This window comes from Allobosea sp. CCNWLY174, assembly GCF_037120455.1.
Taxonomy (GTDB): domain Bacteria; phylum Pseudomonadota; class Alphaproteobacteria; order Rhizobiales; family Beijerinckiaceae; genus Allobosea; species Allobosea lupini.
This window is the reverse complement of sequence record NZ_JBBBBQ010000001.1, coordinates 152,349-173,056: the sequence shown is the minus strand read 5'-3', so window position 1 is coordinate 173,056 and position 20,708 is coordinate 152,349. Positions and strand designations below refer to the sequence as shown.

The 20,708-nt window shown below is 67.0% G+C and carries 16 protein-coding genes; 5 read left to right on the top strand and 11 right to left on the bottom strand.

The features are described 5' to 3' along the window. Nucleotides 1-109 precede the first annotated feature (109 nt). A complete protein-coding gene (locus V7S63_RS00885; protein WP_442896394.1) occupies nucleotides 110-1,141 on the bottom strand; it encodes an N-acetylmuramoyl-L-alanine amidase in 1,032 nt (343 codons plus the stop codon). Nucleotides 1,142-2,018: 877 nt separating this feature from the next. Here V7S63_RS00885 and V7S63_RS00880 point away from each other — a divergent pair. Together V7S63_RS00880 and V7S63_RS00875 are read left to right on the top strand one after the other, a co-directional pair. Further along, nucleotides 2,019-4,796, top strand: coding sequence for an Rne/Rng family ribonuclease (locus V7S63_RS00880; protein WP_336528881.1), 2,778 nt, complete (start codon nucleotides 2,019-2,021; stop codon nucleotides 4,794-4,796). Nucleotides 4,797-4,879: 83 nt separating this feature from the next. Then, complete coding sequence (locus V7S63_RS00875) at nucleotides 4,880-5,224, top strand: hypothetical protein (protein WP_336528880.1); 345 nt, start codon at nucleotides 4,880-4,882, stop codon at nucleotides 5,222-5,224. A 12-nt stretch (nucleotides 5,225-5,236) separates the two neighbouring features. Here the strand turns inward: V7S63_RS00875 and V7S63_RS00870 are convergent, their stop codons facing one another. From V7S63_RS00870 to V7S63_RS00840, 7 genes are all read right to left on the bottom strand, one after another. After that, nucleotides 5,237-7,468, bottom strand: coding sequence for a mechanosensitive ion channel family protein (locus V7S63_RS00870; RefSeq protein ID WP_336528879.1), 2,232 nt, complete (start codon nucleotides 7,466-7,468; stop codon nucleotides 5,237-5,239). A gap of 68 nt (nucleotides 7,469-7,536) precedes the next feature. After that, nucleotides 7,537-8,727, bottom strand: a complete 1,191-nt coding sequence (locus V7S63_RS00865; protein WP_336528878.1) for a pyridoxal phosphate-dependent aminotransferase — start codon at nucleotides 8,725-8,727, stop codon at nucleotides 7,537-7,539. Between the two features lie 64 nt (nucleotides 8,728-8,791). Beyond that, nucleotides 8,792-9,358, bottom strand: coding sequence for an ImmA/IrrE family metallo-endopeptidase (locus V7S63_RS00860; RefSeq protein WP_336528877.1), 567 nt, complete (start codon nucleotides 9,356-9,358; stop codon nucleotides 8,792-8,794). 61 nt (nucleotides 9,359-9,419) lie between these two features. Continuing rightward, complete coding sequence (locus V7S63_RS00855; protein WP_336528876.1) at nucleotides 9,420-10,382, bottom strand: Gfo/Idh/MocA family protein; 963 nt, start codon at nucleotides 10,380-10,382, stop codon at nucleotides 9,420-9,422. 58 nt (nucleotides 10,383-10,440) lie between these two features. Further along, the gene (locus V7S63_RS00850) at nucleotides 10,441-11,595 is read right to left on the bottom strand and encodes a GGDEF domain-containing protein (RefSeq protein ID WP_336528875.1); all 1,155 of its coding nucleotides are present in this window, start codon (nucleotides 11,593-11,595) and stop codon (nucleotides 10,441-10,443) included. 283 nt (nucleotides 11,596-11,878) lie between these two features. Then, a complete protein-coding gene (locus tag V7S63_RS00845; protein ID WP_336528874.1) occupies nucleotides 11,879-12,346 on the bottom strand; it encodes a DUF2214 domain-containing protein in 468 nt (155 codons plus the stop codon). Nucleotides 12,347-12,352: 6 nt separating this feature from the next. After that, the gene (locus tag V7S63_RS00840; protein WP_336528873.1) at nucleotides 12,353-12,742 is read right to left on the bottom strand and encodes a DUF6152 family protein; all 390 of its coding nucleotides are present in this window, start codon (nucleotides 12,740-12,742) and stop codon (nucleotides 12,353-12,355) included. 163 nt (nucleotides 12,743-12,905) lie between these two features. Here V7S63_RS00840 and tenA point away from each other — a divergent pair, with 163 nt between their 5' ends. Continuing rightward, nucleotides 12,906-13,574 carry a thiaminase II gene (gene tenA, locus V7S63_RS00835; RefSeq protein ID WP_336528872.1) on the top strand — a complete coding sequence of 223 codons (669 nt, stop codon included), beginning with the start codon at nucleotides 12,906-12,908 and terminating at the stop codon, nucleotides 13,572-13,574. Nucleotides 13,575-13,607: 33 nt separating this feature from the next. On the opposite strand, the gene V7S63_RS00830 is transcribed toward tenA, so the two are convergent. Both V7S63_RS00830 and V7S63_RS00825 read right to left on the bottom strand, forming a co-directional pair. Next, nucleotides 13,608-14,534, bottom strand: coding sequence for a CobW family GTP-binding protein (locus V7S63_RS00830; protein WP_336528871.1), 927 nt, complete (start codon nucleotides 14,532-14,534; stop codon nucleotides 13,608-13,610). Nucleotides 14,535-14,538: 4 nt separating this feature from the next. After that, a complete protein-coding gene (locus V7S63_RS00825) occupies nucleotides 14,539-16,032 on the bottom strand; it encodes an amidohydrolase family protein (RefSeq protein WP_336528870.1) in 1,494 nt (497 codons plus the stop codon). 210 nt (nucleotides 16,033-16,242) lie between these two features. Between V7S63_RS00825 and V7S63_RS00820 the strand changes: the two genes are divergently transcribed. Together V7S63_RS00820 and V7S63_RS00815 are read left to right on the top strand one after the other, a co-directional pair. Continuing rightward, on the top strand, nucleotides 16,243-16,473 hold the full coding sequence (locus tag V7S63_RS00820) for a type II toxin-antitoxin system CcdA family antitoxin (RefSeq protein WP_199777385.1): 231 nt from the start codon (nucleotides 16,243-16,245) through the stop codon (nucleotides 16,471-16,473). A gap of 4 nt (nucleotides 16,474-16,477) precedes the next feature. Continuing rightward, complete coding sequence (locus V7S63_RS00815) at nucleotides 16,478-16,789, top strand: CcdB family protein (protein ID WP_158673336.1); 312 nt, start codon at nucleotides 16,478-16,480, stop codon at nucleotides 16,787-16,789. 75 nt (nucleotides 16,790-16,864) lie between these two features. Here the strand turns inward: V7S63_RS00815 and V7S63_RS00810 are convergent, their stop codons facing one another. Beyond that, a complete protein-coding gene (locus V7S63_RS00810) occupies nucleotides 16,865-20,590 on the bottom strand; it encodes a vitamin B12-dependent ribonucleotide reductase (RefSeq protein ID WP_336528869.1) in 3,726 nt (1,241 codons plus the stop codon). Nucleotides 20,591-20,708: the final 118 nt, after the last annotated feature.

The window sequence follows — 20,708 nt, the reverse complement described above, 5'->3', positions numbered from 1 at the left end:
TTGGCGTCGCGACCTGCCCGGCTGATTTTCAACTCATTCCTATATCACGGCAGAAATGGCGGAACCGTGGCTTTGCGACCACAAATCGCCATCTTCGACCGTCGAACAGTCAAGGCTTGCTTTGCGCGGCCTTGCCGGGGCTTTGCAGGCGCTCGAAATACTGGTCGATCGCCTGCTGGACGGCCGCGGAAGCCTGCGTGCGCCAGCCCTCGGAATTCAGGAGCTCGGCATCCTTCGGGCTCGACATGTAGCCGAGCTCGATCAGCACCGACGGCACGTCAGGCGCGGTCAATACGCGAAAACCTGCCGAACGCAACGGCACCTTGTGCATCTTCACCGAGCCACCGAGCCTTTCGACCAGGTTTCGCGCGAAGATCGTCGAGAAGCTGCGGGTCTCGCGCTTGGCGAGATCCATCAGGATGCCCGCGACATCATGCACGTCCTCGCTCGAGTCGAGGCCCGCGACGGCATCGGCCTGGTTTTCCTTGGCCGCCAGCCGCGCCGCCTCGGCATCGCTTGCGCGCTCCGAGCCGGTGTAGACGGTGGCGCCGCGCACGTCCTGGGCCTGCGCCAGCGAATCGGCGTGGATCGAGATGAAGAGGCTGGCCTCGACGCCGCGTGCGATACGGACACGGTCGTTCAGCGAAATGAAGGTGTCATCCGAGCGGGTCATGATCACCCGGTAGCGCCCCTGCGCCTCGAGCTGTTCCTTCAGCTTCAGCCCGAAGGCGAGGACGACCGCCTTCTCGGCGATCGCCGCGACCTGGGTGCCGGGGTCGATGCCGCCATGTCCGGGATCGATCACCACGATCCGGCGCGAATCGCCCTCGGCCTTGCGCTCGACAGGGATACTCGGCAGCTGCGTCTTCGCCGTCGCTTCGCGGGCGAGCGCGGCAAACTCCTCGCGACTCGTCCGCTTCAACTCGACGACCAGCTCGCCGAAGCCGCCGCGCACCGGCTTGACCGAGACGCTCGCTACCGCGGCTGGCTGGGCGAGATCGAGGATGATGCGGGATCGGTCGGCCATGAACAGGCCGTAGCGGAAGCCGGAGACGAAGCCTGCGGACTTGCGCCCCTGTTTCGGGTCGACCTGGAAGTTGATCGAGGGCAGCTCGACGATGACGCGATCGGGCCCTGCCATGACCGTGGCGCTCGCGCTCACCGGCCGCGACAGCGCCATGCTCAACCGGACATTCTCGCCATTGACCTCGAGCCGCGCGTCGGTGGCGACCGGAAGGTCGGTGGCGGCAAGACGCGCCGGCGAATTCGCAGCTGCGAGAGAGAGTGACGATAGAAGCAGTGCCGCACATGCGAGAAGCCGCAAGGCCGGCATGGCGATGCGGTGCGGGACGCCCTTTGCGGAGAGGCGAAGCCGGTGAAGCAGGAGGAAGCTCCTCGATTCGCTGGTTCGACGCTTAACAAGACTTAACCATAGCGTCGCCAATCGTTGACAACCCGTTACCACGGCCGACCGACAGCGGAAACCGCGCCTGCCCGATCACCCACCGTTAACGCGCTTGCAAAAATGCATCGCCTGTCTGTAATGGAGACGGTTGCATCGCGAAGGCTACCGCAGCGCGCAAACCGGGTCCCTGGCCCGCTGACGCCCTGCGAACTGGCCGAACGACCGGATCATCCCGATCCAGGCCGGCGCGAAGGCAGCCAGCAACGGAATCGTCCGCGGACGGGCTTGCGCCAGGCAGCAATCGGCGCCGGTCTTGTTGTCCGCGAGCGTGTCAACGCGGTGCGCCCCGTTCGAGGCGTGCTGCAGGTCAAAGGTAAGATGTCGGAGCAAACGACGCCGTTCTCCTTTTCGGTGTTTCGTCGAAACCTCTCAGGTGGCGACGGGCTGATTGCCCGCTCCGCCACTCGCTTCCGTCGTCCGTCCCAGACCGAACTCCTCTCCCTGCAACAGGCCGGCTTCAGCCGGCAAACGCGCGGTGCCCCTGCCCGCGGCCGTGGACGCATGTCCGCGGCCCGGCGGATTGCCGAGGCCGCCGCGCCAATGGAATTGTGCCATGGCCAACAAGATGCTCATCGACGCCACCCACCCGGAAGAGACCCGGGTCGTGGTGTCTCGCGGCTCGCGTATCGAAGAGTTTGATTTCGAATCAGCCAGCCGCAAGCCGCTCCGCGGCAATATCTATCTGGCGAAAGTGACGCGGGTGGAGCCTTCGCTCCAGGCCGCCTTCGTCGAGTATGGCGGCAACCGCCACGGCTTCCTCGCCTTCTCCGAGATTCATCCGGACTACTACCAGATCCCGGTCGCCGACCGGCAGGCCCTGCTCGCCGAGGAAGCGCGCGCCGAGCGCGAAGAGGAGCGCGACGAGGAGAAGCGCGAGCGCCGTGGCCGCCGCGGCCGCCGCGACCGCGACAACCGGCCCAAGCGTGCCGCCGAGAGCGGCGAGACCGTCAGCGCCGAGGTCGATGCCGGCGCCGCCCAGCCTGGGGACCTGGTCGAGACCAACGGCAAGGAAGCGGCCATGGTCAACGAAGGCGCCCCCGCCTTCGGCGAGAGCTTCGCGCCCGAGATCGCCGAATCCGCCAATGAGGACGCGGCCGAGAATTCCGCGCCGCTGACCTTCGAGACCACCGCCGAGGCGCCGGCCTCCGAGGATGGAGACGAAGCGGCTGAAGCGCGCCGCCCGTCGCAGGACGACGAGGACGGCGAGGAGAACAGCGGCGACGAAGCCCAGGAAGAGCCGGAGCAGCTCGGCGGCGGCGACGCTCTCGACGACATGCCCGAGCGCCCGCGCAATCTGCGTCGCCAGTACAAGATCCAAGAGGTGATCAAGCGCCGCCAGATCATCCTGGTCCAGGTCGTCAAGGAGGAGCGCGGCAACAAGGGCGCGGCCCTCACCACCTACCTCTCGCTCGCCGGCCGCTATTCGGTGCTGATGCCGAACACCGGCAAGGGCGGCGGCATCTCGCGCAAGATCACCAATGCCGAGGACCGCAAGCGCCTCAAGGAGATCGCCCAGGAGCTGGAGGTGCCGGAGGGGATGGGCATCATCCTGCGCACCGCCGGCGCCTCCCGCACCAAGCCGGAGATCAGGCGCGACTACGAATATCTGATGCGGATGTGGGAGAGCGTTCGCGAATTGACGCTCGGCTCGGTCGCTCCGGCGCTGGTCTATGAGGAGGGCAACCTCGTCAAGCGCTCGATCCGCGACCTCTACAACAAGGACATCGACGAGGTTCACGTCGCCGGCGAGAGCGCCTATCGCGAGGCCAAGGACTTCATGCGCATGCTCATGCCGAGCCATGCCAAGAGTGTGAAGCCCTATCGCGAGCAGACCCCGCTCTTCGCCGCCTTCGGCGTCGAGAGCCAGCTCGACGCGATGTTCTCGAACACGGTGACGCTGAAATCGGGCGGCTATATCGTCATCAACCAGACCGAGGCGCTGGTCGCGATCGACATCAACTCCGGGCGCTCGACCCGCGAGCACAATATCGAGGACACCGCCCTCAAGACCAATCTCGAAGCGGCCGAGGAAATCTCGCGCCAGCTGCGCCTGCGCGACCTTGCCGGCCTCATCGTGATCGATTTCATCGACATGGAGGAGAACCGCAACAACCGCGCGGTCGAGAAGAAGCTGAAGGAGTGCCTGAAGAACGACCGGGCCCGCATCCAGGTCGGCCGCATCTCCGCCTTCGGCCTGCTGGAGATGTCGCGCCAGCGCATCCGCACCGGCGTGCTCGAGAGCTCCTCGGTGCCCTGCCCGCATTGCGCCGGCGCCGGCCTCGTCCGCTCGACGCCCTCCATCGCGCTGCAGATCCTGCGCGCCCTCGAAGAGGCGCTGATCAAGAGCGCCTCGCATAATCTCGAGGTCCGCACCCGGCCCGAGGTCGCGCTCTATGTCCTCAACCAGAAGCGCGCCCATCTGCGCGACCTGGAGGAGCGCTTCAACATCACGATCACCGTCTCGGCCGACGCGGCCCTGCTCGGCACCCGCTATTTCGAGGTCGAGCGCGGCGAGTTCGTCGGCAACGAGAACCGCGTCGTGCCGGTCTCCAGCATGCGCGCCGAAGCGATCATCGACGAGCCCGAGGACGAGGACATCGTCGAAGTCGAGGTTGAGGCCGAGGCAGAGATTGAAAGCGGGGCCGAACGTGAGACCGCGGCTGAGCCGCGCGCCGCTGCCGAGGGCGAAAGCCAGGAGAGTCGCGACGGGCGCCGCCGGCGTCGGCGCCGGCGTCGCCGGCGTGGTGGCGAGCGTGACGGGCAGGACCAGCAAGGCGCTGCCGAGGGCGACGACCAGGCCGAAAGCGACGAAGACGACTCCGGCGAGGACGAGAACACTGCTTCGGCTCCTGTCGCGGCTACCCCCGAGGAGGAAGCTCCGGCCGTGACCGAAGCGCCTGCTGCGGAGCCGGAGGCCGATGCCAAGCCGAAGCGGGCGCGCCGCGGCCGTGCCAAGAAGGCGGAGGCAGAGACAGAGGCACAGTCTGAAACCGCCGAAGCCCCCAAGAAGGCTGTGAAGGAAGCTGCCAAGGCAGTGGAGAGCGCAGCGGAGAGCGTCGCCGAGCCGGCGGAAAAGCCCAAGCGGAGCCGCTCGCGCAAGAAGGTCGTGCCGATCAGCGAAGATGGCGTCGCCGCCGCCCCGGCTGAGGTCGCGCCTGCTCCCGAGCCGGCAACGCCTGAAGCCGTTGCCGCTCCGGCCCCCGAACCGGTCGTCGAAGCGGCGCCTGCTCCACGGGTCGTCGAGGAGCCCGTCGCGGTCGTGCTGACGCCACCGGATCCGGACCGGCCTAAGCGCGGTGGCTGGTGGAACAAGCTGGCCGGACGCAAGTGATATCAGGGCCGTCGCGAGCGATCGCGGCGGCCTTTTCCTTAGGCGGAGAGCATATGCGGCCACCGCGAAACGCCGAGCGAGTCGTGATCGCCGCCCTTGCCTGCGCCGGCTTGATCGGCGTGGCCGTCATCGCCCAGCAGGCGATCGGCTGGCTCGGCGTCGGCCTCATCGGCCTGTTCACCCTTTTCGTTGCGGTGCGCTACGAGCTTGAGGGGAATCTGCCGGTCGGCCCGCAGATGACGCCTGATCTCTATGCCAGCCAGTTCGGCAAGCACGGCCGCGAGCACGACGCCGAGCGCGCCGATCGGCGCCATGCATGGCAGCGCCAGCTCTCGGCCGCCCGCCTCGCCGCCGGCATGGGGACTCTGCTGGCTCTCGTCGGCTTCGGCTTCTTCCTCATCCTGGAATTCGGGCAGCAGACCGGCTGAGCGGGACTTGCTTCACTCCGCCGCCGGTGCGAGCGGCGTCGGCGGCGGGATGGTCGCGATCGCCGCGGCAGCGCTCTTGCCGCTGCCTTCCTTGACCGTCACCGCATTGGAAGCGAAGGGCACCTCGGCCTCGATCAGCCCGCGATAGACCCGCTTCAGCGCCTCGCGCTGCAGCATCGAGGCCTGGTTCGGCTTGGCGGTGAATTTCAGCCTGATCACGATCGCCGCTTCGGTGATGTCGGCGACGCCCTGCATCTTGAGCTGGGCGATGAAATGCGGCCCGTATTCCGGATCCTCCAGCAGCGCCGCCCCGATCTTCTTGATCGTCTTGCGCGCCTTCTCGATGTCGGCGGAATGGTCGAGGCGGACGTTGAACTTCACCGTCGCCCAGTCGCGGCTGGCATTGGTCAGCGACTGGACCTGGCCGAACGGCACGGTGTGGACCTGGCCGCTCTGATGGCGGAGCTGCATCGAACGCAACGAGATCTTCTCGACCGTGCCCTTGAGCCGGCCGGTATCGACATATTCGCCGACGCGGAAAGCGTCCTCGAGCATGAAGAAGAAGCCGGAGACGATGTCGCGCACCAGCGCCTGCGAACCGAACGAAATCGCGAGGCCGAGGATGCTGAAGGCCGCCAGCAGCGGACCGATATCGACACCCAGGCGCGACAGCAGGACGAGCCCGGTCAGACCGAACACGGCGGTGAGTACCACGCCGCGCAGGATCGGCATCACAGTCGCCAGCCGTGACGGCACATGGTCGTGCGAAACCGCATCCTCATCGGCCGGGCCAGCCGCAGCCCGGGGCGGCGCATAGGCGTCGAAGAAGCTGCGCAGGAAAACGATCGCGACCCAGCCCGCGAAGGCGAGCACGGCAACGCCCCCCGCCTGGCGCATCAGCACGGCGAACTGATCGGAACTGACGCCAAAAAGGAAGCCGGCCCAGAGCCGCGCCAGCAAATAGAAGCCGCCGGCCCAGATCGCGCCGCCGGCGGCAGCCCGCAGCGCATGTCCGACCGCGAGCGAAAGCGGCGCCTTCTCGCCCATCGCCGCCGCATGTGCCTGCCGGCAGGCCATCAGGCTGGTAACGCCGACCGCCAGGATCGGTGCCAGCACGATGATGAACTGCGTCAGTGCGGCAGCCTCCGCCCAGCGCGCGCCCCCCTCCATCATCGAGGAGGCATTGCCGACCATCCAGATCAGCACGGCGAGCGCTGCATAGAGCCAACCCGTCGTCCACGCGATCACGCGGCGCGCCGGCCCGGGCTCATGGGCCGAGGCAAGGATGAGCGCCGCAAGATCGTGCCGTGCATCGATGAACCACCAGACCTTGAACAAGGTCGAGACAATGCTGACCAGGGCGAACAGCCCGACGACGGTTGCAGGGCCGGTGGCATGCTGGATCGACACCGTCGCCGTCAGCAGTACGGGTGTGAGAATGCCGAAGAAGATCAGGAATTTGAAAGCCCGCTCGGCCCGCGGCAGCGGCATGATCCGACGTTCCGAGGCCCCGGGAGCGAGCAGGAAGCGTCCGAGGATCAGATATCCGGAGCCAATGGTGAGGCCGTTGGCGATCGTGCGCAGCACCATATGGGCAAGGTCGGGCTCCGGCAGCCAGAATTTGCGGACCGCATGCAGCACTGCAAGCCAGAGCCCGAGTGTCGCCAGGTCCTGCAGCAAGCCCCAGGACGACGCGATCAGGCGCGGCGTGAACTCCGGCCCTTGCGGCTGCAGCCGGCGCGTGAACCAATCTTTGGTCGCGAGCCGAAACAGCCAGGCTACGGCAAACGCGAGTACAACGGCCACCGAAAGCCACCAGCCGGCCGAACCATTGCGGTTCTGCGCCCAGGCAGCACGCCAGGCGTCCGGTATCTGGGCAAGGCGCGGCAAGGCTCCGAGGCCTTGCGACACCCCATCGACGAAATGATCCCAGAACGCCTCGGCTGGCGTTTCGCTTTCGGCGGGAGCACTGGCTGGCGGTGTAGCACCAGAACTCGCTGCCGCGGCGGCCGGCGCGGCTGGGGCCTTGACCTCGTCCTTGCCTGCGATCCTGATCTCGACCTTGCGTCCGCCGGTCGACAGGGCATCGACCAGGTTCCGCACCGTCTCGGGCGTCTCGTCGCCGCGCAGCGTCAGGACCGGCGCAGCATCCGTCTTGGCCTGCTGCGCAGCGCCCGGGCCCGCGGCGACGCCAGCCAGCAGCGCCGCCGCGCACAACGCCATGGCTTTGAGCCAGTTCCGCATCGCGACCATGTCCTGCCCCCAAGCCGGATCAGATTGAGTCCACCGCTTCGCCTTGGCAAGCGCCCGCTTCAGCGCGCCTTCAACCAGCGCCCCAGGCGCGCCACCGCTTCCTCGCATTCGGCCAGCGACCCGGCGAAGGAAAGCCGCACCGTCCTCGCCCCGCGCTCCTCGTCGAAATCCAGCCCTGGCGTGATCGCAACGCCGGCATTCTCGAGAGCATCGCGGCAGAAGCTCATGGAATCGTTCGAATATCGCCCGATGTCGAGATAGATGTAGAAGGCGCCGTCGACGGGCAGGAAATCGCCCAGCCCGATCTCCGGCAACGCCTTCAGCAGGTAAGCGCGGTTTTCCGCGTAGCCAGCCTTGATCGCTTCGCATTCATCGGGCGCGTCGAAGGCGGCCTCGCCTGCGACCTGGCTCAGCATCGGCACCGAGATCGAAAAATTCTGCTGCAGCCGCTCGATCACCCGCACCAGCCGCTCCGGCACCACCAGCCAGCCGACGCGCCAGCCGGTCATGCAGTAGTACTTGGAGAAGGAGTTGACGATGATCGCGTCAGGGTCGGCGGCAAGCGCCGTCGTCGCCGGCCGCTCATAGGTCAGGCCGTGATAGATCTCGTCTGAGATGTACCAGAGGCCGAGCCGCCGGCATTCGGCCGCCACCGCAGCGATCGCCTCTGGCGTCATCACCACGCCGGTCGGGTTGGCCGGGCTCATCGTCAGCACGCCGGCGAGCGGCCTTTCGGCATGGGCCTTGGCGATCAGCTCCGGTGTCAGCGCATAGCGTGTTTCCGGTCCAACGGGGATCGCGACCGGCTCGAGCCCGAGCGCGATCAGGATGTTGCGATAGGCCGGATAGCCCGGCGCGGTGATCGCGATGCGCGCGCCCGGCTCGAAGCAGGCGAGGAAGGAAAGGATGAAGCCACCGGAGGACCCGGTCGTCACCACGACGCGCTCGGGCGGCACCTCGACGCCGTAGGTGTCGCGATAGTGCCGCGCGATCCGGGCCCGGAGCGAGCCGATGCCGAGCGCCTGGGTATAGCCGATGCGGCCATGCTCCAGCGCCCGCGCCGCGGCGGCCCGGATGCTGGCCGGCGTCGCCGCTGAAGGCTGACCAACCTCCATGTGCACGACCGAGCCGCCGCGCCGCTCGATCGCCTCGGCCGCGTTCATCACGTCCATGACGATGAAGGGCGAAACGCCCTGCGCGCGTTGCGCGGGCTTCGGCGCCGGCGGCAGGCCGGTAGCGGCGATGGTCATGGCGTCCTCGATAGCAGTCACGTTGCCCGAGCCATGCCCTGCGGGCGCGCCGACCGCAAGCGGCTCAGAGGTCGAGCGAGCCTTGCCGCGAAGACAGGGCTCGTGCGCTCTCGCCGGATTTCAGCTCGCTATGGCGCACGATCGCGGCGCTCATGCTGACCCGGTAGCGCTCGCTGAGCGCGGTCGCGTCGAGCCGGCGCACCGCCGGGGTGTCCGGAATCAGGAAGGCGGCCGCATAGCGCCGCGCCTGATATTCCATCGACCGGAGCTTCGCCGAAACCCGCTCGGCCCGTCCGCCGGCCGGCCCCCGGTTCAGACTGCCCTCATGGCCGAGCAGCGCATGGCCGACCTCGTGCGCAACCGTCATCAGCGCCCTGCCCTCGCCGCGTTCGGCTGCCTGGAACACCGCTTCCGGAAGCAGCAGCCGCCTGGCTTGCGAATCCCACTGTGCCTCGGCCTCGCCGAGCGCGCCGTCCAGCACCCGCTCATAGGAGAATTCGGGGTAGCGCGCCTTGAGCCTCACCAGCAGCACAGCGACCTCTACGGCCTCGTCGTCGCGAAAGCCGAGCCCGCGCCGATGCGCCAGGGCGCGAGCGTCGATCTGCGCATCGGTGAGGAAGGCATGGCGCATCGGCGGGCCTCCTGAGCCCGCCGATCATAGTGCCCTTGCCATGCCATCTCAACGAAGGCGGTCAGCTCTCCAGGATCGCCTCGACGATCTCCTGGACATTCAGTGCTTCTTCCAGCGTCGCCAGCTGGTGCGCCTCGCCGCGCGCCAGCTTGGCGACGCCTTCGAGCTGCCGCTTCAGCGCGACCGGCCGCGCTTCGAGCTGCGTCAGCGCATCCGGAGCCCGCTGCCAGGAGCCGTCCGGCTGGCGCTGCTCGGCCAGCGACCAGTCGCAGAGTCTGATCGCGCTGCCCTCGCCCTCCAGCATCCAGATGTTGTGATCGTCCTTTGGCGTCGTGCCGACGCTGCCGGTCAGCGTCACCGGGATGTCGCCCGCCATCAGGCGCGCCTCGATCCGGCGTTCAGACTTGCCCTCCTCCGGGAAGGAGACACTGGCCTGCAGGCCGTGGAGCACCCCGCCGAGCCGCCGGCTCAGGAAGAGGAAATGCGAGACGACCTCGCGGGTGAAGCCGCCCTGTTCGCGCCGGTCGAGCCAGCCTGCCGCATCGGCCTGCCAGGAGCGTGGCCAGGTTGCGAAGGCGACCTCGATTGAGATCCGCCGGTTGCCACCGACGCCGCCGGCCCAGTCCTGCAATTGCGCGACCGCCGGCGAGGAGGCGAAGGGGAAATTGACTGCTCCGCGCACACCCGCCTCGGCGACGAAGGCACGGGAATCGGCGACGTCGATCGCGAGCGGCTTCTCGCATAAGACGGTTCTGCCGGCCGCGAGCGCGGCGCGGGCATGGCCGAGATGCGAGGCCGGCGGCGAGGCGATGTAGACGCAGTCGCTCGCCGCGATCACGGCGGCCGCGTCGGGCTTCTGCGCGACATCCGGCAGCTCGCTGGCGATCCGCGCCAGAGCCTCGCCGGACGGGTCCCAGATGCCGGCAGCGCGCACCAGCTCCGGCGATTGCGCCAGGATCGCGCGCAGCATGCGCTCGCCCATGATGCCGGCGCCGATCAGGCCGATGGAAACGGGTGCGGACATGGCAAATCTCTCATCGCGTCAGGACGCAGGCCGCATAGCAGCTCGGCAATGCAGCAGGCTACCCCGCCCGGCGTTCGCCGCCCTTGATCAGCTCGACCCGGTTCCGGCCCGAAGCCTTGCCGGCATAGAGCGCCGCGTCGGCGCGCCGGTAGAGATCGACCGCCGTCTCCTGCCCGTCGAACCCGACCGCCCCCATGCTGACGGTGATGTATGACGCCGTCGGCGACGCTGCGTGCTCGATCCTGAGCTCGGCGATCGCCTGCGCGACCCGTTCCAGCCGCTCCTGAGCCCTCTGCGGCGTGGTGTCGTAGAGCAGCAGGCCGAATTCCTCGCCGCCGAGTCGCCCGACCATGTCCATCGGCGGACGCAGCTTGCTGTCGATCGCGCGGGCGATCAGGGCCAGCGCGATGTCACCGGCCTGGTGGCCATAGCGGTCGTTGTAGCGCTTGAAATGGTCGACATCGAGCACCGCGAAGACGACCGGCACCCGCTCCCGCCGCGCCTGCAGCAATGCCATCGCAACATGTTCCTCGAAGCCGCGCCGGTTGGCGATGCCAGTGAGCGCATCCGACATTGCCCGGCTGTGCAGCATGCGGCGCAGCAGGAACTGGTCGCGCTCGGCTCTCTCGCGCAGCCAGGCACCGACGGCACTGACGAAGACTGCGAAGAACAGCAGGATCGACAGCCGCCCATGCTCGGCCAGTTGCGCCGGTTCGAGCATCAGCACGCCGAGCACAGTGGTGAACACCGCGATCAGCAAAGCGATGCCCAGGCTCTGCAGGAAGGTCAGCCCGACCGGCAGGAAGACAGCAGCAATGATCACGAGCTGGGCGATGTCGGCCTGCGGCAGGCCGCGCAGCTTGTACATGTTGGCGATGAAGGCGCAGGTCACCCCGATCAGCGCCAGCGCAAGCATGGTGAGGTGGTGATAGGCATGGGCCTGGCGGTTGCGGCGCACGATCCAGAGCAGGCGCAGGATCACGGCGAGCGTCCCCAGCCTCAGCACGATCGCGAGTTCGACGAAGCTGTCCTGGCTCCCGATCGCGATGAGATTGTCGAGGCGCGTCAGGTCGAGCCCGATGAAGGTCAGCCAGATGCCGAGCGCCGTGATCAGGCAGACCAGCGTGCTGCGGCGCTGGTCGGCGCGCATGTGCTGCCGATACTCGCGTTCCAGCACCGGCTCGAAGCCGAGGCCGTCGAGGCGACGCGCCACCGCCCCAGCGCTCGGCGGTTCGCCCGCCGGCTCGGCATGCCTGGAGATCGGATCGTGGCGTGGGGCGTGCACGCGCAGGACAATGGCGGGAACTGGCTAACGCCGCTTTGACGGCGGGTGCTGGGCACACAGCTTTCGCCCGGCAGGGTTTCGCCCGGCTTGCCGCGATGGCTTGCATTCGATCGATTTCGGTGGCGCTTGACCTTCCATCAGGCGGAGGTGCTCCCGGGTTGCCATGTCCATGACCGACCAGCGCGACACCGTCGCCGAGGTCTCGGCCTGGTCAGACGAAGCCGATCCAGCGCCCGGCGATCAACACGCAGAGCCAGAGCAAGGCGGAAACCATGGCCAGCACCCGAACGCGCAGGCCGATCACACCGCCCGCCAGTGCCGGCTTCAAGCCATGATGCTGTAGCGCGATGTTGCCGAGCGCCAGGACCAGCAGGCCGAGCTTGCTCAGGAAGGCGGTGTTCCCGAGATATTCGCCCGGCTTTACTGTGAACAGCCAGAGCCCGGTCGTAAGCGCCAGCGCCAGCCCGAATGCGGCCGTGCGGATCAGGATCGGGCCGATCAGCGGCAGCGCCGAGGCGCGCAAGACGCCGGCCAGCCGGAGATCGAGCGGCAGGATCGCGCCGAGCAGCAGGCCGATGCCGAGGATATGCGCGGCGTTGACCAAGAGATATGCGGTGCCGGAGCGTTGCAGCAGCAACGCTCCCGGCCAGTTACCGAGCCAGTCGATCACTGTCGCCACAGGCGCTCAGTTCGTTTTGATCCGCTCCGGATACATGTCGTAGTTCTTGCCAGCGATGGTGATGCGTACCGCCTTCATCTGCCTTTTGCTGGCGTCCTGATGCCGGTTGCCGAGCACGGTGATGGCGTCGCCGACCTTCGCTGTGTCGCCGGTAAAATTGGCCCGTGCGGTCTGGCTGGGATTGCCGAGATCGATCTGCCAGAGGACGCCATCGGTCGCCGCGACCTGCAGCGTCGGATGCGGCGGCGCCATCGAGATCGAGCGGATCGTGCCCTTGAGCTCGCTCTGTTCGTCGACCGCCCAGCCCCAGCCATGATGCGCCAGGGCCGGCAAGGCAAGAATGGAAACGGCCGCTGCGCAGAGAAGCGCCCGCCGGCCGATCGCGAAACTGGTCATGGTCGCACCCTCCTGATTGTCCAGACACGGTGGAAGGCTAACGCGGCATCTGCACCCTGTCGCCGCCGGCGCGGATCAAACCTGCGTCATCCGCGGCACGCCGCGCAGCGGCGGTTTGCGCTATGACTGCCGCGCGAATCCGATCCGGAAGGAGTCTCAGGCCGTGGACATCTTCGACAGGTTGAAAGCCACCGCAGCCGCCGATTGGGCGTCCTATGTCGAACATGATTTCGTCCGGCAAATGGGCGACGGCTCGCTGCCGCAGGCCGCCTTCCGGGCCTATCTCGTGCAGGACTATCTCTTCCTGATCCAGTTCGCCCGCGCCTATGCGCTGGCGGCGTATAAGAGCCGAACCCTCGCCGACATGCGCGCCGCCAAGGCCGGCCTGTCGGCGATCCTCGACCTCGAAATGGACCTGCATGTCCGGCTCTGCGGCCGCTGGGGTCTCTCGCCCGAGCAGCTTGAAGCCGCGCCCGAGCATCAGGCAACGGTCGCCTATACCCGCTTCGTGCTCGATTGCGGCGTCTCGGGCGACCTGCTCGACCTGCATGTCGCGCTCAGCCCCTGCATCATCGGCTATGCCGAGATCGGCGCTAGGCTCGCCGGAGAGCTCGGACCTGCGCTCGACGACCATCCCTATCGCAACTGGATCGGCGAATATGCCGGGCAAGCCTATCAGCAGGTCGCCCGCGACGCCCGCCGCCATCTCGACGCGCTCGCGGCGCGGGCGATGACCGAAGCGCGCTTTTCCGAGCTCGCCGCCCTGTTCGGCCAGGCTTCGAAGCTGGAGGCCGATTTCTGGCAGATGGGGCTCGACACGCCGCGTGCCTGAACCGTCAGGTCAGGAACGTCTGTGAGTTCCGGGCTATTGGCCCTGATGCCCGCTCGCCCGGATCATCGCGTCATCGATATCCACCTGAGTGATCCTGCCGATCTCCGCGATGAAGACGATTCTGGTGCCTCGCGCCGGCTCGTCCCGATCGAGAGGCGCCAGCGTGGCTCTCCCACCCGCGAGCTGAAAGAGATATCGGCCATCGGGCTTCTCGATCGTGTCGAGAAATCCCTTCGCACGGACGAGCCGCGGCGCAAGCCGGCCGACGACCTGCTGAAACCCGGCGAGCGAGATCGGCGTGCCGGATGTCCAGTTGAAGGTCTCGAACCGATCGATGCTCGGCCTTTTCGGGCGTGTCGTCCGCTCGCGAGCCGTCCCGACTTCAGGAAAGACAAGATCGAGCGAAATATCGCCGCCGGTCGCCTCGACGAGGGTGGCCCTGCGGTTGATCTGCGACAGGGAGCGGCAACGCTCGTCGAGCGAGGCCTTGTCGACGAGATCGCCCTTGCTGACGGCGAGAAGATCGGCGGCTCGCAGCTGGCTCAGGAACAGCGGGTCGTCGAGCAGCGCCTCCGGTGACGACACATCGACGACGCACAGCACCGTCTCCAACGGCGCTTCGCGCCAGATCACCGGGTCCATCAGGTTGCGGATGATGTCTTCGGGATCGGCGACGCCGCTGGTCTCGATCACGATGGCTTCAGGGCGCGGGGTTCGCCGCAGCAGGTTGGAGAGCGTCCGCAGCAGGTCACCTTCCAGCGAGCAGCAGATGCAGCCATTGGCGAGGCTGACGACCCCGTCCTCCGCGCCGGCGATCAGCTCCGCATCGATGTTGATCGCGCCGAAATCATTGACGACGGCGGCGATGCGGCGCCCGTCGGCCTGTTGCAGGATGCGGTTGACCAGCGTCGTCTTGCCGGCTCCGAGAAAGCCCGTCACCAGCAGGATCGGAACCGGCATGGCGTCAGGCCGCCGCACTGAGCGGTCGGCGCACAGGCCGGCCCGGCCGTGCCGCGACGTCCATGACTCCGTCGGCGATGACCGGCTCCCCGCTGACGATGAGATGCCGGACGCCTTCCGCCGGGCGGTTCATTGCCGAAAACTCCGCCCGATCGGTCAGCGTGTCGAGGTCGAACACCACGACATCGGCATCGGCTCCGGCCTTCAGCCGGCCCTTGTCACGCATGGCGGGCGTGCTCGATGCCAGGATCTCGGCCGGGATCAGGGTGCATTTCGCGATCCCCTCCTGCAGGCTGACCGCCTGCCGCTCGCGCACCCAGTGCCGCAGGAAGCGCGTGAAGGTGCCGGACGAGCGCGGATGCGAGGTCGCTTCATCCGGCAGCGGCCAGGCATCGCCGGTATAGGTCGATCCGTCCGGCATCGACCACGGCATGGCGTCGGAGGCGATCGCGCCGCCGGGATACAGCACCGAGAGGTCGAGCATGTCGCGATGGCGGGCATTGTTCTCGGTGTCGAGCACATGCCAGAGAACGAGCTGCGACGGGTCCTCCGACTGCGCGGACAGCAGGTCCTCGCGGTCCTGGATCCGGCGGCCGCTGGTGACGAGCTGGATCTGTTCATACCGGGTGTCGTTGCGGCGCTCGAATTCGGGATCGCTGAAGAATGCGGCCGCGATCACCGTGGAGCCGGTGCCATAGGGATAGGCCTCCACCGTGATCGGCAGCCCCTGCGCCTGTGCCTTCCGGATCAATCGCTCGCACCGCTCGACATCGGTCTTGCTTGAGCTGTTGAAGTGGCAGATGTGCATATGCGCGCCGGTGGCGCCGGCATAGCCGATCAGGCGGATATAGGCCTCCGCCGCGCTCTTCGGGTCGGTGTTCGCCATATAGGCGATATGGGTGAAGGTCGGCACGCCGCGCTCGGCGGCGAGCTGGCAGAGCGCGGTCAGCTCCTGCACGCCGGCGCCGGGCGCATAGGCGTTCAGGATGCCGATGCCGATGCCACCCTCGTCGAGCCCCGCCGCGATGCGCTCGAGGATGTTCTGCTGCTCGGATGGCGAGGAGATCTCATCCATCCAGCGCGGATCGCGCATCGCGCGTCCGAACGCTTCCAGCGACGATTCCTCGTTGATCCCGATCATCGCGCCGATCCGGGCGAAGGCCCAGTTCGTGGCGGCGCCGTAGTTCAGGATGCGGCCCTGCTCCGCCTGGCGGCGATACCAGGAGGCGACCGGCAGCACGCCGGCCTCGAGGTCCAGCGTCGTGGTGACGCCGTCGAAGGCCTGCATGCGGTCGGCCGGAATCGACTGGCCATGGGCATGAAGGTCGATGAAGCCGGGAGCCACGATCAGCCCCTTCGCGTCGATCACACGCTCGGCGCTGCCGAGATTGGAGCCGATCGCGACGATCTTTCCGTCCGCGATCGCGACATCGGCGATGCCGTCATGGCCGCTTTCCGGATCGACGACACGGCCACCCGAAATCAACAGTCCGCTCATCTGCGCTTGCCCCTCATGCCGCGGTTGGCCCGCGACCAGTGACCGCGAAGCACCCGATGTTGGCCGATCGGGAATTGCCGAGACAAGCGCGTTGCCGGTGAAGCGCCTTGGCGGATGACGCATGTCGGATTGGGGCTGAGCGCAGCCTTGATCTCGCCTGAGCAAGCGTGTCGCGTGACAGCACCTGCCTGATGTGCATAATCCATGCGCATGAACCGTGCTGCCAAGAGACCGATCAATCTTTCGCTGGATGCCGACCTGATCGAGGCGGCGCGAGCGCACGGGCTCAACCTCTCGGCCATCACCGAGGACGCTCTGCGGAAGCGGATCGCGGAAGAAGATGCTCGGCGCTGGCTCGCGGAGAATGGCGAAGCGATAACTGCCCAGAATGCCTGGACGGCCGAGCGCGGCCTGTTCTCCGACGAATTCCGCGGCTGGTGAGCGCGTGGCGCAATACGACGTCTACGAGCACCCCGGCGAGCGTCTGCGAGCAGAATATCCGTTCGTCATCGACCTTCAGGCCGATTTGCTTTCTTCGCTCGACACTCGCGTAATTGCGCCGCTGCGCCGAGCCGAATTGTTGCCGGCGATCAAGCGCCTGAACCCCGGTTTCACGATCAACGGCGCGAAGGTCGTTCTGGTGCCGACCGAGATCGTCGCAATCCGTCGCAGCCTGCTGGGGCCGCCCGTCGCATCACTGGCAAAGGAGCATTTCGCCATCACGGCGGCGCTCGATCTGATGCTGACCGGAATCTAAGCCGCAGGTTCACGCAAAAACGGCCGGAGCAAGCTCCGGCCGTCATCGCATCCATCTATCGACTGAGATCGAGCCTCACGAGCACCCGGTCGTCGAACCGCAGGTGTTGCACTTCAAACACGTGCCATTCCGCACCAGCGTGAAGTTGCCGCATTCGCCGCACGAGTCGCCGACATAGCCCTTCATGATCGCCTCGGCCCGGCGCTCGGAAGCGGTCGGCTGGGCGGCCGGCGCGGCGAAGCCGAGCTTGCTCATCTGCTCTTCGCCATAAGCCTCCGGCTCTTCCTTCAGCGCGGTGGCGCCGAGCGTCGAGATGCCGGTCACGCTGGCGCCACCGCGAGCGACCGCGTCGTTGGCCGCAGCGCCGCCCTGGATGGCGAGCAGGTTGATCGGCTTGCCGCGGCGGAAGCCCGAGGAGGCCAGCGGGGTCGAGGTGATCGGCCCGGCCGCATCCGGCGCCTTGCCCTGCTCGACGCCGCTGCCCATCACGTCATGGCCGATCTCGGAGGGATCGACATGGGCGAGGTCGTGCCGGCCGAGATAGGAGATCGCCAGCTCGCGGAAGACGTAGTCGAGGATCGAGGTCGCGTTCTTGATCGACTGGTTGCCCTGCACGAAGCCCGAGGGCTCGAAGCGGGTGAAGGTGAAGGCCTCGACATACTCCTCCAGCGGCACGCCGTATTGCAGGCCGAGAGAGACCGCGATGGCGAAGTTGTTCATCATCGCCCGGAAGGCAGCGCCTTCCTTGTGCATGTCGATGAAGATCTCGCCGAGGCGGCCATCGGCATATTCGCCGGTGTGGACATAGACCTTGTGGCCGCCGACCACCGCCTTCTGGATGTAGCCGGTGCGCCGCGCCGGCATCTTCTCACGCTCGCGGACACGTTCCACGCGTTCGACGACGCGCTCGACGATCTTTTCCGCGATCTGGGTAGCGCGCGCCGCCAGCGGCTGCTGGTAGAGCGCCTCGGTCGCCTCATCCGCGTCGTCGTCCTCGTCGGCGATCAGGGCCGAGTTCAGCGGCTGCGACAGCTTCGAGCCGTCGCGGTAGAGCGCGTTCGCCTTCAGCGCCAGCTTCCAGGAGAGCAGATAGGCGCTCTTGCAATCCTCGACGGTGGCGTCGTTCGGCATGTTGATGGTCTTGGAGATCGCGCCCGAGATGAAGGGCTGCGCCGCCGCCATCATGCGGATATGGCTCTCGACCGAGAGATAGCGCTTGCCGATGCGCCCGCAGGGGTTGGCGCAGTCGAAGACGTTGTAATGCTCCTTCTTCAGGTGCGGCGCGCCTTCCAGTGTCATCGCCCCGCAGACATGGACGTTGGCGGCCTCGATCTCGGCCTTGCTGAAGCCGAGGAAGGGCAAGAGCTCGAACGACATGTCGTTCAGCTTCTCGGCCGGAACCTTGAGAGTGCCGGTGAGGAAATCCTCGCCCAGGGTCCACTTGTTGAAGACGAACTTGATGTCGAAAGCGCTCTTCAGCCCCTTCTCGACCGCCTCGATCTTCTCGTCGCTGAAACCCTTGGCCCGGAGCGAGCCGGGGTTGATGCCGGGCGCCTGCTTCATCGAGCCATGGCCGACGGCATAGGCCTCGATCTCGGCGATATCCGCCTCGCGATAGCCCAGCGCACGCAGCGCATCGGGAACCGCGCCGTTGATGATCTTGAAGTAGCCGCCGCCGGCGAGCTTCTTGAACTTCACCAGCGCGAAGTCGGGCTCGATGCCGGTGGTGTCGCAATCCATGACGAGGCCGATCGTGCCCGTCGGCGCGATCACGGTCGACTGGGCGTTGCGGTAGCCGTGCTTCTCGCCCAGCGCCAGCGCCTCGTCCCAGCTCGCCTTGGCCCGCTCCGACACCGTCGCCGAGGAGCCGCCGAGGCGCTCCAGCGTGGCATGGTCGAGCGGCACCGGCGTGACCTGCAGGCCCTCATAGCCGGAGGCCTGGCCATGCGCCGCGACGCGGTGGTTGCGGATGACGCGCAGCATGTGCTGGGCGTTCTTCTTGTAGCCCGGGAACGGGCCGAGCTCGCCCGCCATCTCGGCCGAGGTCGCATAGGCGACGCCGGTCATGATCGCGGTCAGGCCGCCGGCGAGCGCCCTGCCCTCGTCGCTGTCGTAGCCGAGGCCCATGGTCATCAGCAGGCCGCCGATATTGGCGTAGCCGAGGCCGAGCGTGCGGTACTCATAGGAGAGCTCGGCGATCTCGCGGCTCGGGAACTGCGCCATCGTCACCGAGATCTCGAGCACGATGGTCCAGAGCCGGCAGAGATGCTCGTAGCCGGCGACGTCGAAAGCCTTGGTCTGCCGGTCGTAGAACTGCAGCAGGTTGGCCGAGGCCAGGTTGCAGGCGGTATCGTCGAGGAACATGTACTCCGAGCACGGGTTCGAGGCGCGGATGCGTCCCGAGGCCGGGCTGGTGTGCCAGTCGTTCATCGTGGTGTTGAAGTGCAGGCCGGGATCGGCCGAAGCCCAGGCGGCGTAGCCGATCTTCTCCCAGAGGTCGCGCGCCTTCAGGGTCTTGGTGACCTTGCCCGTGGTGCGACCGATCAGGTTCCAGTCGCCGTCATTCTCGACCGCGCGCAGGAAGTCGTCGGTCAGCGAGACGGAGTTGTTCGAGTTCTGGCCGGAAACGGTGAGATAGGCCTCCGAATCCCAGTCGGTGTCGTAGGTGTCGAACTGGATCTCGGTGTAGCCCTGCCTGGCGAACTGGATGACGCGCTTGATGTAGTTGTCAGGCACCATCGCCTTGCGGGCGAGCTTGATCTCTCGCTTCAGCGCCGGGTTCTTCTCGGGATCGAAGCAGGCATCGTCGGCGGCCTCGCAGTTGACGCAGGCCTTCATCACCGCCTTCATCGCCTTCTGGACGATCTTGGAGCCGGCGACGAGCGCCGCGACCTTCTGCTCCTCCTTCACCTTCCAGTCGATATAGGTCTCGATGTCCGGGTGATCGACGTCGACGACGACCATCTTGGCGGCGCGGCGGGTGGTGCCGCCCGACTTGATCGCGCCGGCGGCACGATCGCCGATCTTGAGGAAGGACATCAGGCCGGAGGAACGGCCGCCGCCGGCGAGCTTCTCGCCCTCGCCGCGCAGCATCGAGAAGTTCGAGCCGGTGCCCGAGCCATACTTGAACAGGCGGGCCTCACGGACCCAGAGGTCCATGATGCCGCCCTCGTTGACGAGGTCGTCCTGCACGCCCTGGATGAAGCAGGCATGCGGCTGCGGGTGCTCGTAGCTCGACTTCGACTTCACCAGCTTGCCGGTCTTGAAGTCGACGTAGAAATGGCCCTGGCTCGGCCCGTCGATGCCATAGGCCCAGTGCAGGCCGGTGTTGAACCATTGCGGCGAGTTCGGCGCGACCATCTGCGAGGCCAGCATGAAACGCAGCTCGTCATGGAAAGCGTGGGCATCCTCCTCCGAGGAGAAATAGCCACCCTTCCAGCCCCAATAGGTCCAGCAGCCGGCGAGCCGGTCGAAGACTTGCTTGGACGAGATCTCGGAGCCGAAACGCTTGTCTTCCGGCAGCTTGGCGAGCGCAGCCTCGTCGGGAATCGAACGCCAGAGGAAGGACGGGACGTCGTTCTCCTCGACCTTCTTGGACGCGGCCGGAACGCCGGCCTTGCGGAAGTACTTCTGCGCGAGCACGTCGCTCGCCACCTGCGACCAGGCCTCCGGCACCTCGATGCCTTCGAGCCGGAAGACGATCGAACCATCGGGATTGCGGATCTCGCTTACCGCCGAGCGGAACGGGATCGCCGCATAGGGCGACTGGCCGGCGGTGGTATGGCGGCGCTCGATGCGCATAAGCTTCGTCCCCAATGCTTGCCGCGGACGCATCATGGCGCCCCGCGCGGCCGGTTGCTCACCGGCTCCTGATGTCAGACCAACTCGGTTTGATGCTCCCGGATCCCGCGACGGTGTG